The organism is Sinorhizobium alkalisoli, from assembly GCF_008932245.1.
GTDB classification, from domain to species: domain Bacteria; phylum Pseudomonadota; class Alphaproteobacteria; order Rhizobiales; family Rhizobiaceae; genus Sinorhizobium; species Sinorhizobium alkalisoli.
In genome coordinates, this window is the sequence record NZ_CP034910.1 from 262,317 (window position 1) to 275,384 (window position 13,068).

Here is a 13,068-nt window from a genome sequence, read left to right on the forward strand (position 1 = left end):
TTCCAGCCTCGGAAGGCAAAGGTGAAGTCGCGTTGAACAGTGTCGTGTAAAACCGAACTTAGTTCGTAATAACGAACTTTGCAAGCTTCAAATGTCATTTTTCTGTTTCTTTTCAGCGTGTTAGCTAGGCGTGAGGAAACGCTCTTCCGAAGCCAATCGGGACGTGGACTGATGATCTTGGCGTTCCGGGCTGATGCCCGCCGGTTGCTCAGCGCACTTCAGTCATCGGGATGGCATGCGTGAGCGTACATATCGAGCACCCGCTGTACCGAGGCGATAAGCAGACTTCTGGCATCGGGCTTGACCAGACCCTTCGCAACAGCCGGATAGGCCGCAGCCAGATACTGGCTGACCAGAGTTTCGGGAATGAGTTGGCTACCGAGGAACGTCAGGAGGCGCTTCACCGCTTCCTTCGCCTCCGGTTGCGGCCAATAGTAGCGAATTCGATCGCTGTAGCTGAAGTGGCGCTGGATGCGCCTCTCGGGCTCATCGCCGTGATAATACTTTCTCCAATTCTCTGGCTGGCGGAGCATCAGCGCTTCCATCGTGGAGTACAGGCCGTTTCGCGCAAAGGCGGGGTCAAGGACCTGCGCGATCTGGTCGAGGCCATAAAGCGTCTCGCGTAGCGCAAAGGTAAGCCATGGACCGACCTTGAGGATCGCAAAACCGTCCTCCACCAGAGCGCCCAACGCTTCAGGCGGCTGGTAGTCGGTCGAATGCGCCTCAAACACGAATTGCGGCATGCGCGAAAGAACGGCGCTCAACGCGCGCGCCTGTTCGCGACGGTAGATGATCACGTTGGCGTTGCCGAATTCCACGCCCGGCTGCACGACGATGCCGACAGCACGATCGAAAGCCCGTTCGGCACCGATGGCCGCAAAGGCTGCCCGGTGAACCTCCACTGTCCTCAGCGCGGCCTCAGCGCTCGTCACCTCCAAATGACCAATCGATTCCAAGGCGCCGCCCGGCACCGGAACCTCGGTGCCTATGACATAGGAAGGCTTGCTGCCCTTGGCTGACGCCTCCGCCACCGTGGCGAGACGCGCGGCACGCGCGGCGGTGACTTCGTCGGCAAGGGCAACGCTCTCTCCAACACAGCCCATACTCGTGTCGAGATGCAACTTGGTGAAGCCAGCTTCGGCATAGGCTCCAATCATGGCCTCGGCGCGGCACATTGCCTCTTCAGCCGGCAGATGCTTCCACGGATTGGGGCCGAGATGATCGCCGCCGAGAATCAGGTGACTGCGATCGAAGCCGACGCGGTCGGCGATATCCTGGACAAAGCCGCGGAAGGCGGCGGGTGTCATGCCGGTATAACCGCCCTCCTGATTGACCTGATTGCAAGTCGCTTCGATCAGAACCTCCGTACCGGCCATCTTGCCGTGAAGAAGCGCGGCTTCGATGACGAGCGGATGGGCGGTGCAGACGGAGGGAATGCCTGACAGCGATCCCGAAGAGCGGTCGCGTGCGATGTTGGCGATGCGATTGTATTCCATCAAGTGTGTCCCGTACTCGCGATGAATGTGTCGAGTTCCTCATGGGTGGAGGCGCCCTCCATCGGCCCCTGCCTTTCTACGGCGCGCGCGCCGCTGGCGGCGGCATAGCGAAGCGCGTCGTCGGGCGGCATCCCGCGCAGCCAGCAGCTCACAAACACGGCGCCGAAACAGTCGCCGGCGCCCGTCGGATCAACTTCCCGAACCTTGAACGCCGCCTGACGCAAGGTCTGCCGCCCGTCGTGATACGTCGCGCCATCGGCGCCATTCTTGACCACAATCGCCTGGACGCCGCGTCCGAGGATTTCCGCGATCGCGCCAGCCTCATCCTTCGCATCGGTAAACAAGAAGAGCTCGCTTCCGCTTGGTAGGAACAGATCGCAGCGCGCAAAGATGCTCTGGAACGCCCCACGCAGGCCAGGAAGTCCAAGCATCTCCGGCCGAACATTCGGATCGAAGGAAACGGTGCCGCCTCTGCCCTTGACGATGGCCATCGCCGTCAGGATCGTCTCGACGATTGCCGCGGAAAACAGCGACGTTCCCATCACGTGGAGATGGTCACTCCCTTCTATCAGCTTCTTGGCGGATTCGGTCAGCGCTGTCCGCCCGGACGCACTGTGCTTGATGTTGAAGACGAAATCACGTGAACCGTCGTGCCGGTAACGCACGAAGGCGCTGCCGGTGGCCACATCGGGGTCTATTGTTATGCCGGAGATGTCGACACCGTCCTGTTTCAGGCGATCGAGATTGACGCGGCCGAAATCGTCATCGCCGACACAGCTCACCATGCCGCAGGGCTGTCCGAACTTGCCGGCCTGATCGATGAAGATGGCCGGGGCGCCAGACGGGAACGGACCGACAAGCGATAGCGGTCGGTTGAACCCCTCGCCCCTCTCGGTGGCCATGATCTCGACGAGAATCTCGCCAATGGTGACGATCTTCTTCATGTGCGCGTACCGGCGGGCGGCATTGTGTACGATGCATACCTCATCCCCAGGACGCCTCATGCATCGACCGAAATGCCGTTTCGAGGATTCGGAAGGACGGCGGGCGAGTCAGCGTGAAGATGACGACCTCAGCGACGTCCTCCGACCGCATCATATTGTCGAGCGCCGGCATGTCCGGCGTGCGGAGCCCTCTGCCCATTCCAAAGTTCGTGGCGACGCCACCCGGGCAAATGCTTGAGCAGCGGATACCTAAGCCACGTAGTTCGTGGTCGAGCGAGCGCGTGAATCCGACCTGAGCGAATTTCGAGGCCACATAGACCGCTTCGTCCGGAAGACCACGGCGGCCGGCTTCCGAGGCCAGCGTCACGAAATCGCCGCCGTTCTTGCTGAGATGCGGAATCGCCGCCTGGGCAGTGTAGATCAGGCCCTTGACGTTGATGTCGACCATCTCGTCGATTTCAACCGGCGACGTCTCGACGACCGGGCGATACGACCCAACGCCGGCATTGGCAATCACGATATCCAGCTTCCCGAAGCGCGCGACGGTGGCGTCAACCGCCGCTTTGACCTCGGCCGGATTGCGCACGTCGCAGGCGAAGGCCGCGGCGCTTTCCAGCCCGAGGTCGGTTGTTCGCCTCGATGCCAGCCCGAGCTTGACGCCCTCCGCCGCCAGGGCGCGGGCAGTGGCTTCCCCGATGCCGCTGCTCGCCCCTGTGATGAACGCGACCTTGCCTTCGAGTGAAATCGACGATGTCCTTGTCATGCTCTCAAACCCTTTCCGCAATCCGGTCAGCAGTCATGAACGCGAGCGCCTGGATGGTCATGGTAGGGTTATAGGACGGCAGCGTCGGGAACTGGCCTCCGCCGACCACGTACAGGTTCTCGCATTCATGGGAATGGCCGTATGGATCGACGACCGACTCTTTTGGATCGAGACCCATGCGATGTGTGCCTACCTCGTGGGTCGAGAGATGATACGGCGGCGGCGACGGCTCTTCCCAGAATTCCTTGATGCCCATCTCGCGGGCGATGTTCTGTTTGACCCTACGGAAGAACGCCATCGACTGGATGTCGTGCGGCTTCCATTCGTGGGTCATGCGCAATGCCGGTTGGCCGTAAGGGTCCGTTACGTTCGGATCGAGGTCGCAATAGCCGCCCTCATACGGGAGGCTGGACGTCTGCGTATGCATCGAGAAGATGCGCCGGTATGAGTCGGCGAACCACTTCTTGTAGTCGGCACCCCATTTGCGCATACCGGGGGGCGTGTTGTGCGAAGCCTCGATTGGTTGCGTGTCGCCTGGAAAGCTGGTGATCGGCGAACCCCACAGCACGCCGTCTTCGTTGTCCGGGATCAGTTCGGATGTATAGTCGTCGACGACGTGCGCGCCCACCAGCGGACCCATGAACGTGTTGCTGAACTCCGGCACCACACCGGTCGACCAGCCGAAGCAGTGAGTCATGAAATGCTTGCCGACCTGACCATTGCCGTTGAGGCCTGACACCAGCAGCAGTCTGGTGTTCTCCAGCGAATAGGTCGCGAGGACCACGATATCGGCCTCGAGCTCCTGCGCCCGTCCAAGCGCGTCGATATAGGTCACGCCCTTGGCGCGGCCGCCACGATGGTTGACGCTTACGACGCGCGCGAAAGGGATGATCTCCATGTTCCCGCTCGCGAGACCGTCGGGCACGCTGGTGACATGGGAGGTCTGCTTGGCGTTCACATGGCAGGGATAGCCGTGGCAGAAGCCGCAATAGGTGCAGCCTTTAAGGTTTTTGTAATCCTGCGAGGCAATGGCCGCCGCCTGCGGAAAGGGATTGAGGCCGAGCCGCCGGCAAGCCTCGACGAAACGGGAGTTTGCGGCGGCAGAGCGCAGCGGCGGCATGGGATAGCCGCGCTTGCGCGGCATTTCGAACGGATTGCCGCCCGGCATCAGCTCGCCGTTGATGTTGCCGGCCTGGCCCGAGACGCCGAGCTCCCATTCCACGCGGTCGTAATAGGCTTCGAGGTCGTCGTAGCCAAAGGGCCAGTCCACGATGGAATTGCCTTCCGGCAGCGCAGCCTCGCCGAATCGCTCGATCAGGCTCGTGCGCATGTGGAAATCCGCCTTGCGGTGACGCCAGACCGCGCCACCCCAATGCAGCGTGCCGCCGCCCGTGCCGATCGATGGCGGCAGGTGCAGGGGCTCGGTGGTGCCAAGCGGCCCGGTGGCCCAAGGCAGGATCTTCGCCGTTTCGCCATCGCGCTCCCGCCAAGTGATCGGATTGTGCGAAAGGTGCGGCACTAACGCGCCGCGCGTATAATAGCGGATCTCGTCGTGTTTCTCGCGAAAGTAGTCCTGCGAGTAATGCGGACCTTTTTCGAGGGCGGTGACTTTGACGCCGCTCTTGGCTAGCTCCGCGGCGATGATGCCGCCCGAAGCGCCAAGCCCGACGACAATGGCGTCTCTTGCTTTAGTCATTGGAAGAACCTGTCCTTGTGCGCTGAAGGTCGGAAAGAGAAAGGATCGGAATCGTCGTGGCGTCGAAACCTTCCTGCATTTGATCGGCGCTATAGCCCCACTGCGCACCGGGAAAGCCAATTAGTTTCCAGCCCGTGAAATTGCGGTTGCCACCATAGATTGGGTCGCAGAACATGCCCTGGATGGTGTGTTCACGTACGATAGCGAAGAAGCGGGCCAGGAGATCATCGCGGCCGTCGGCATTTGCGGCCGCCTGTGCGGGCATTGTAAGATCGGTGTCTGCGCGGTCCAGAGAGGCGAGCACGTCATCCTGGTCCGCCGTTAAAAGATCGGCGAAGATCCGGCCGCGACCAGCACGGCAGCTATCGTCGAGCTGCTGCAGACCGACCCGGTAGATCCCCTGGAGATCGCGGAAATAGCCAGCTACCGAGCGGTCGATGTAGGCAACCACGCCGGCCTCGCGCGCTCCGAGCCCATCGGGCTCCGAAGGCACGATCCGCGCCGTCATCGCGTCGAGCGCGCGCGCCTCGTCCATGTTGAAGAACATCAAACCCTCCGCGTCGCCCACGCGGGTCTTGTCCATTGAATTGATCCCTGTCATTTGTTTTCCCTGTTGCCGCGCGGTTTCGCGCCCTCGTTTTCGTACTCGGCTTGCTCTTGCGGCCGACCATTGGATCTCAGATGCGGAATGAGATCGGCCCAGTCGTAGTCGGTTAGGAATTTGTCCGGGTGGCCATAGGTGCAATCACGGGTATCAGCGAGCGAATGCGGTCCCGGAAAGCCGATCATCATCCAGCCGACCCGGCCATGGTTGCCGCCATAGACGGGGTCGCAGAACAACCCCTGCCGCGTGTGAAGTGCCAGCGCATCGAAGAAGCCGAACGCGTCGTCGGAGATATTCTGGACGTGGGCCTCCCCGCTCTCCGACACACGGATGCCTGTTGGCTTCGGCGCGCCGGAAACGGATTCCAGAACACGGTCCTTCCGTTCGTCGGACAGCAGTCGGAACTCGGCACCAAAATCCCGACCCGCGATGGCGTCCAGGTTCAGGATGCCCGCACGGTATGTCGCCTGCAGCCTGCTGATGCGTATGCGCCAGGCATCCGCATCACGACCACTCACCGCCAGAAAGCCGTCGCCGTCTGCGCCGGCAAAGATGAAGTCGAGGCCTGAAAGGTAGCGGTCGATAAATCGGACGACCTTCGCTTCCCGCGCGCCCGGCTGATCATCGGTAGGGTAAATGCGGGCGGTCGCCGCCTCAATGGTCGCCCATTCGTGCTCCGTGAAGAACAAGCGCCGCTCTCCTGCCTCAGCGATGTTGCGTTTGGCCACCGGCCATTCGGCTCTGCCTGCCATTTCACGCCTCCGTCGCTGTCTTTCGCACCGCCCTCGGGCGGTCGAGTCGATACTTCGTTCCCTTGGCGTGGTGCTTGACGATGAAGTCGCTAGCCCGCCAGGCATGCGCCATCATGGTCAGTGTCGGATTGACGCCGAGCGCACTTGGAAACCCACTTCCGTCTACGACGTAGAGGTTCGGAACGTCGTGCGCCTCACACCATTCGTTGATGACCGATTTCTCCGGATCAAAGCCCATGCGCGCGGTGCCGTGTTGGTGGAAGGTGTTGCCAGTGCATCGTTTGTGCATCACCGCTGTGATCTGACTGGCTCCGGCGGCGTCAAGAATCTCGGCGTTCTTGGCAATCTGCCACTTCGCCAACGCCAGATCGTTCGCGTGGGACCTGTGCGTAATGCGCGCCGCCGGCAGGCCCCAAGCGTCCTTCACGGCCGGATCGAGGTCGACGCGGTTATTTTCGACTGGAAGATCGTGGAGACAGACGCCAATCTTCATTGAATGACGGAAATATTCCCGGTCGGATTGCTTGGCCGCCGCGCCCCACGCTGGACGCCCGGGTAGCATCCAATTGATCGGATGACCGACCTGCGAGGCGCCTATGATGGAACCGTTGATGTGGCCGCGCTTTTCGTCGGTTTCGTAGAACTGCATGGAGCCGCCACTAAGATAGTGGCCGGCATAACCGTCGAAAGGCTCGGTGACTTCACGGTCGAACAAGCCCACGGCGTATAGGTACTCATGGAAGGTGGCATTCCTGCCAAGAAGACCGCTGCTGTTGGCCAGCCCATCCGGGTACTGTTCCGTAGCCGAAAGCAGCAGGAGACGGGCGGATTCGATCGCGCCGGCGGCGAGGATAACGACGCCCGCTTCCTGCTCGACCTCATTTCCGTCGGCGTCGAGATAGACAACGCCCTTTGCTTCGCCGCCCGCATTGGTGACGATCCGAGTCACATAGCACTCGGTCCGCAATTCGTAGTTTCCGGTTGCTAGCGCTTCGGGAATGAAAGTGGTTGCGGTTCCAGAGCGCATGCCGCTCGGATCGCCGTAGAGATTCCAGAAACCCGTCAAATGTTTCGGCTCGCGGCCGTTGAACGGCTTCGTGATCATTGCCTGGGGAATCGGATGCGCGTTGATACCGAGTCTCTCGCAGGCGCGATAGAAGGTTCTGCCGAACCGCGTCGGCGCCATCGGCGGTGTGGGATAGGGTTTGCTGCGCGGCGGGCAGAACTTGTCGGCGCCGTCAAGGCCGGCGCAGCCGAATGCCCATTCGATTTTTGACAAATAGGGCTCAAGGTCGTGATAGCTGTAAGGCCAGTCGGCGAGACTGGCACCTTCCACACTCCCATGCAGCGATCGTTGGATGAAATCTGAAGGCTTCGGACGGGGGAACCATCCTGCCCAATGAACCGTACCGCCGCCCACCATCTGCGGCAGAAGCGAGAAGGCGGCCATCTTTGCCTCGTCCGCCTCGCTCTCACGATAGGTGCGTGGATTAAGCAGCGGATCCGGAACCAGGAAGTTCCGGTTCACATATTTTATCTCATCGCCGGAAAAGTCCCTCGGCTTCAGCCACGGCCCCCTGTCGAGCCCGACGACCTTGAGCCCGGCTTCGCTGAGGACCTTAGCCGCCGTCCCGCCCGTGGCGCCTGTGCCGATGATGACGGCATCGACTCTTTCGAACTTCCGGGTACGCATACCTCTCCCCTCTCAGCCAGCTTGGATCGCCAACATGGCCGCGCGGCGGCGCTGGTACCATTGATCGGCGATCACAGCGGCGAGCAGCACCGACCCTTTGACCAGGTACTGGTAGAAAGACGGCACGTTGAGCATATTGAGGCCGTTGTCGATCATGGAAATGAGGATAGCGGCCAGCACGGTGCCGAGGATCGTGCCACGACCCCCGGCGAGACTGGCGCCGCCCACGACCACGATTGTGATGATATCAAGTTCATAGCCGACACCCATCAGCGGTGACACGGACGAAAGACGTCCCGCGAGCACTATTCCGCCCAGTGCGGCGAGCATCCCCATGATGGCGTATACGCCGATGATCACGGCCCGGATGTTGATGCCGGCTAGCCGTGCGGTCTCGGAATCGCCTCCGATCGCATAGATCGCGCGGCCGAAATGCGTATGCCGCAAGGTCAGAGAGATGACCAGGGCGAGCCCCAGGAATAGCACTGTAGCAGTCGGGAGCGGACCCCACGATTCAGCGCCGAGCCAGTCGAAGAGAGGGTCGGAGAAGGTAATGGCGGACCCAGGTACCGCCTGCACCGTAAAGTCGGCAAAGATAAATGTCAGTCCGCGCACGGCCGTCATCATGCCAAGAGTCATCACGAATGGTGCTATTCCGAACCGGGCGACGGCCACTCCGTTCAGCATGCCGATTAGTCCCGTGACGCACAGCGCCACCAGAATGGCAAGCGGCGATGCGAGTTGGATTGGATTGGCGGCGCTGAACGCCGTTCCAAGTAATCCCGCTCCGAGCGCCGCTCCCAACGCCATCATTGAGCCAGCCGAGAGATCGATGCCGCCGGTTATGATCACAAGGGTCATGCCGAGTGCCACGATTCCGTAAATGCTGGCCATGCGAAGTATGTTGTCGATGCTGTAGGCGGACAGGAATTTCGGCTCGACCGCATAGATGCCGACCGCCAAAAGCGAGATCAGCGCTACGACGATCATCTGATGGCCCCCGCGAGAAAGCAGCAAACGTGCGCTCCCGCCTGGGCGCTGGGTAGCTTGTGGCATCGCGTCTTGGTACATGCCTTGCATAGCATTTCTCCGGATGGATTTGTCGCTCCTCGGGGACATCAGGCCCTCTTGCGGAGCTGCGCGTCGAGACCGACGGCTATAATCAAGAGCAGGCCCTTGACCACATACTGGTAGTAGGTCTCGACGCCGATCACGTTGAGCCCGTTAGAGATGACACCGAGGATGAAGACGCCCAGTACAGTGCTCATCACCGATCCTCGGCCGCCGAGCAGGCTGGTGCCGCCGATGATCACGCCAGCGATCACGTCGAGTTCATAAGTGAGCCCGGCCGTCGGCTGCGCTGCAGCGACGCGCGAGGAGAGGATAATGCCGCTCAATGCCGCCAGTGCTCCCAGCAGTGTGTAGGCTCGGATCTTGACCGCTTGGACATTGATGCCGGAGAGGCGCGAAGCCTGCTCGTTGCCGCCGATCGCGTAGATCGAGCGGCCGAAGGTGGTCCGGCGTGTGATCCAAAGGCCGACCGCGACGACTAGGGCAAAAAAGATCGTGGGCGTTGGAATGCCGAAGACATACCCCTGGCCAACCCATTCGAAGGCTGGCGGCATCGGGCGGAAGATCGTGGGAAAGCCGCCGGTATAGAGATAGGTCAGGCCGCGGACAAAGGCCATCGTCGCCAGTGTGACGATGAAGGGCTCGACGCGGGATTTCGCGATGATGAAGCCATTGACGAAGCCAATCCCAGCACCCACGGAAAGGCCCGCGGCGATGGCGAGCGGCACGGGAAGGTCGACCCCGATCGAGGTCGGCGCGTCGCTAAAGCTGTTGGGTACGAATGATGCGGTGACGACGGCTGCAAGGGCGAATGTCGACCCAACAGAAAGATCAATGCCGCCTGTAAGGATGACCAGTGTCATGCCCACCGCCATAATGCCGATGATGGAACCGACGCGCGCGATATCGAGAAAATTGCCGACCGAGAGGAAATTCGGCGACAGCAGGCTTAGGCCCACCACTAGTACGAGAAGGAAAGCCCCCGGCACGAGTTGGTCGCTGAATCTGCCGAGCAGACGGAGAATGCCGGTGGGTGCGGAAAGACGGTCGGAAACGCCGGCGCGATGCACGTCGATGCCTTTGTCCATGTGGTTCACCTCCCTGGTTTCGCGCCGGATCGCTGAGCCCGGCTTGGCGAGGCGGTCGCCCGCCCGGCTTACTTCAATGAACGACGGCCGAGGCGAAAGTCATGATCTTTTCTTCGCTAAATTCGCTGCGAGCGAGTTCGCCGGTGAGTCTTCCGTCATGCATTACGAGAATTCGATCGCTCATTCCGATCAGTTCCGGCAGTTCGGATGAGATCATAATGACCGTCTTGCCGCGCTCCACGAGCTTTTGCAGCAGGGCGTAAATTTCCGCTTTGGCGCCGACGTCGATGCCCCGAGTAGGCTCGTCTATTATCAGCACCCTGGCGTCGGAATAGAGCCATTTTGCGAGGACGACCTTCTGCTGGTTGCCGCCGCTGAGATAGATCGTCTTCTGGTCTATATGCGGTGTGGAGATACGGAGTGACTGCACATATTCCTGCGCAACGCGCCGTTCCCGTCCGAGATTGAGCTGGCCGGCGTGGCTCACACCACGTAGCCTCGCAAGTGTTATATTCTCCCGGATGGTCATCGGCAGGACCAGCCCCTGGCCCTTTCGGTCCTCCGGAACCAGTGCAATGCCGTTGGTGATGGCCGCGATGGGCGAGCCGATCTCCGTCGGACTGCCGCCGATTTCGATGCTTCCGGACGACTTATGCTCGGCCCCGAATATGGTTCGGGCCAGCGTCGAGCGACCCGATCCGACGAGGCCGGCGATGCCTAGTATCTCGCCTTCGAAGGCGGAGAAGGAAATATCGCGTAGCTTGCGGCTTGAGAGATTGCGCACGCGCAACATCTCCGCACCAGGTTTAAGTTCAGCCTTCGGGAAAAACTGGTCGAGATCGCGGCCGACCATCATCCGGACCCAGTCGCGGCTGGTGGTTTCGCCTACATCGACGGTGCCGATCTTGATGCCGTCTCGCAAGACCGTGGCGCGATTACAGATCTCCTTCACTTCGGCGAGTCGATGGGAAACGTAGACTACGCTGACGCCTCCCGCCTGAAGGCTACGCACGGTCTTGAAGAGGGTCTCGACCTCGTGGGTGGTCAGGGACGTGGTCGGCTCGTCCATTACGACGATCTTGGCCTTCTCCGAAATCGCCTTGGCGATCTCGACCATCTGCTGGTCGGCGATCTTGAGCCGTGACGCCAGGGTTCGGGGGTCGACGGCGAGGCCGACCTGCGCCAGCAGGGCACTACTTCGCTCGTGGCAGAGCGCCCAGTCGATCAGCCACGGCATGCCCGGCCGTCGCGGCAGCCGGCCGAGAAATATGTTCTCGGCAATGCTCAGATGCGGCAGAATGCTGAGCTCCTGGTAGATGATCGCGATGCCGAGTTCCCGCGCATGCAGGGGCCCGTTGATCTCGATGTCTTGTCCGTCAATGCGGATCGCGCCCCGGTCCTTGCCGGTCGCGCCGGCAAGGATTTTCATCAGCGTAGATTTTCCGGCACCGTTCTCGCCGAGCAAGGCATGCACCTCGCCCTTCTCGACGGTCAGCGATACCCCCTGCAGCGCCTTGACGCCGGGGTAGGACTTTTCGATGTCCTGCATTTCGAGAATTGCTGCCATTGGACCTGCTGCTCAGCGGTTACCCGACACATTCCGGTCGTTGTCAAAGACGGGACCGTGGGTTCAATAGGGAAATTCATCAACCGGCGGCACTTGCGCCGCCGGCGCTCCGCGAAGTGTACGTGTCACCAGCCTTGGTTTTCCGGCAGATGGGCGTTCGACTTGTCGACCGGGTAAACGGTCGGACGAACCCAAGGCATGCCTTCGAACTCAACGAGGTCCATCTTTCGGCCCTCATATGTCTGGTTAGCAAGATCCGGCTTCCGCCCATGGACAATGTCGCACAGGATGTTGACCGCAACGGCTTGGTCGTCCGGATGGAACATCGCGTCGTAATCGATGTCACCGGAGCGGACGAGGTCCAGCGCCTCTTTCTGGCCGTCGACGCTGATGATCTTGAATTCATGCAAGCGGTTCGCGGCCTTGATGGCCTGTAAACCGCCGAACATCATCTCGTCGGCCATGTAGTAGATGGCGTCGATTTCGCCCGGCTTGAAACGCTGCAGGATGTTCTCGGTGACTTCCTGGCCCTTGGCGCGATTAAAGTCGGCGGGGATCTTCGCCAGGATCTTGATGTCCGGATGCTTAGCGATCACCTCGTAGAAGGCGTTGCCGCGGTCGATCGTCGAGCCGGCTCCTGGCGTTCCTTCGACGACGACGATGTTTCCTTTGCCACCGATCGCTTCGACGGTCTGCTCGCCGCCGATGGCGCCGGACTTAACCATGTCCCAGGAAACTAGCGCTTCCCACTTCAAGTCCTGGCCGTGCGTCTGCATGCGACGGTCGGCCATTACCAATGGGATTCCCGCTCTGTTCACCTTCTTGACGGCGGGGATGAGCGGATCGGACACGGTCGGCGTCAGGATGATGCCATCGACGCCTTGCGCGATGAAGTTATCGATGTGGGACGCCTGCACGGAGGCGTCATTCTTGCCGTCCGAAAAGATCACTTCGCAGTCGGATTTGTCGGCAAGCTGTTGTGCGCCCTTCATCATCAACTGATAGACTGGATGATCGAAATAGGCCACGGACCAGCCTATCACCTTCTTTTCCTGCGCAGCCGCCGGCTGCAAAGCTGTGCCGGCCATCGCGGCCGAGGCGATCAGCGCCAGGACCGCGCCACATTTGCGGATCGTCTCTTTCGTCACCTCAGAATTCCTCCCTGAGTTCGAGTGATTGCCCCCGTCGTGTCACATGATTTCTCAGCCGGGGCGCCGAATTCGCCTTCCTCTTCATGAGTTCGCAATTAGGAACTCATTTCGGTTTTTTCATGTTGACTGTGCAATGTCAATCGCAAACACGAAAAAACCGCAAGGACAGCTTCTTGCGCTTTGAGTGTGAATCGGCGTTCAGGGCTCAATCGGCCGGCTGACCCACGCTTGGGTCGCGCTCCC

Annotated in this window: 11 protein-coding genes; all 11 read right to left on the bottom strand. The window is 60.9% G+C overall.

The genetic code is table 11. The annotated features are described in order from the left end of the window. Positions 1-218: 218 nt before the first annotated feature. The 11 genes from EKH55_RS18835 to EKH55_RS18885 all read right to left on the bottom strand — a co-directional run bounded on the left by EKH55_RS18835 (position 219) and on the right by EKH55_RS18885 (position 12,822). Positions 219-1,496 (bottom strand): D-tagatose-bisphosphate aldolase, class II, non-catalytic subunit, encoded by a 1,278-nt coding sequence (locus EKH55_RS18835; protein ID WP_151612380.1) that lies wholly within the window; start codon positions 1,494-1,496, stop codon positions 219-221. Continuing rightward, complete coding sequence (locus tag EKH55_RS18840; protein WP_151612382.1) at positions 1,496-2,440, bottom strand: tagatose kinase; 945 nt, start codon at positions 2,438-2,440, stop codon at positions 1,496-1,498. Before EKH55_RS18840 ends, EKH55_RS18835 begins: the two co-directional genes overlap by 1 nt. Positions 2,441-2,480: 40 nt before the next feature. Continuing rightward, complete coding sequence (locus tag EKH55_RS18845; protein ID WP_151612384.1) at positions 2,481-3,203, bottom strand: SDR family oxidoreductase; 723 nt, start codon at positions 3,201-3,203, stop codon at positions 2,481-2,483. 4 nt (positions 3,204-3,207) lie between these two features. Further along, positions 3,208-4,899 carry a GMC family oxidoreductase gene (locus EKH55_RS18850; RefSeq protein WP_151612386.1) on the bottom strand — a complete coding sequence of 564 codons (1,692 nt, stop codon included), beginning with the start codon at positions 4,897-4,899 and terminating at the stop codon, positions 3,208-3,210. After that, entirely contained in the window at positions 4,892-5,482 is a 591-nt protein-coding gene (locus tag EKH55_RS18855) for a gluconate 2-dehydrogenase subunit 3 family protein (protein ID WP_246231924.1), read from the bottom strand. Before EKH55_RS18855 ends, EKH55_RS18850 begins: the two co-directional genes overlap by 8 nt. A 14-nt stretch (positions 5,483-5,496) precedes the next feature. Continuing rightward, positions 5,497-6,255 (bottom strand): gluconate 2-dehydrogenase subunit 3 family protein, encoded by a 759-nt coding sequence (locus tag EKH55_RS18860; protein WP_151612390.1) that lies wholly within the window; start codon positions 6,253-6,255, stop codon positions 5,497-5,499. A 1-nt stretch (position 6,256) separates the two neighbouring features. After that, complete coding sequence (locus tag EKH55_RS18865; RefSeq protein WP_151612392.1) at positions 6,257-7,948, bottom strand: GMC family oxidoreductase; 1,692 nt, start codon at positions 7,946-7,948, stop codon at positions 6,257-6,259. 12 nt (positions 7,949-7,960) lie between these two features. Continuing rightward, positions 7,961-8,938, bottom strand: coding sequence for an ABC transporter permease (locus tag EKH55_RS18870; protein WP_246231926.1), 978 nt, complete (start codon positions 8,936-8,938; stop codon positions 7,961-7,963). 128 nt (positions 8,939-9,066) lie between these two features. Beyond that, positions 9,067-10,107 (bottom strand): ABC transporter permease, encoded by a 1,041-nt coding sequence (locus EKH55_RS18875; protein ID WP_151612396.1) that lies wholly within the window; start codon positions 10,105-10,107, stop codon positions 9,067-9,069. Between the two features lie 73 nt (positions 10,108-10,180). Further along, on the bottom strand, positions 10,181-11,674 hold the full coding sequence (locus tag EKH55_RS18880; RefSeq protein WP_151612398.1) for a sugar ABC transporter ATP-binding protein: 1,494 nt from the start codon (positions 11,672-11,674) through the stop codon (positions 10,181-10,183). Between the two features lie 125 nt (positions 11,675-11,799). Continuing rightward, complete coding sequence (locus tag EKH55_RS18885; RefSeq protein WP_246231928.1) at positions 11,800-12,822, bottom strand: substrate-binding domain-containing protein; 1,023 nt, start codon at positions 12,820-12,822, stop codon at positions 11,800-11,802. Positions 12,823-13,068 lie beyond the last annotated feature (246 nt).

Coding starts and splice junctions, on each gene's coding strand:
- EKH55_RS18835 (WP_151612380.1), bottom strand. CDS start 1,496: ATGGAATACAATCGCATCGCCAACATCGCACGCGACCGCTCTTCGGGA.
- EKH55_RS18840 (WP_151612382.1), bottom strand. CDS start 2,440: ATGAAGAAGATCGTCACCATTGGCGAGATTCTCGTCGAGATCATGGCC.
- EKH55_RS18845 (WP_151612384.1), bottom strand. CDS start 3,203: ATGACAAGGACATCGTCGATTTCACTCGAAGGCAAGGTCGCGTTCATC.
- EKH55_RS18850 (WP_151612386.1), bottom strand. CDS start 4,899: ATGACTAAAGCAAGAGACGCCATTGTCGTCGGGCTTGGCGCTTCGGGC.
- EKH55_RS18855 (WP_246231924.1), bottom strand. CDS start 5,482: ATGGACAAGACCCGCGTGGGCGACGCGGAGGGTTTGATGTTCTTCAAC.
- EKH55_RS18860 (WP_151612390.1), bottom strand. CDS start 6,255: ATGGCAGGCAGAGCCGAATGGCCGGTGGCCAAACGCAACATCGCTGAG.
- EKH55_RS18865 (WP_151612392.1), bottom strand. CDS start 7,948: ATGCGTACCCGGAAGTTCGAAAGAGTCGATGCCGTCATCATCGGCACA.
- EKH55_RS18870 (WP_246231926.1), bottom strand. CDS start 8,938: ATGATCGTCGTAGCGCTGATCTCGCTTTTGGCGGTCGGCATCTATGCG.
- EKH55_RS18875 (WP_151612396.1), bottom strand. CDS start 10,107: ATGGACAAAGGCATCGACGTGCATCGCGCCGGCGTTTCCGACCGTCTT.
- EKH55_RS18880 (WP_151612398.1), bottom strand. CDS start 11,674: ATGGCAGCAATTCTCGAAATGCAGGACATCGAAAAGTCCTACCCCGGC.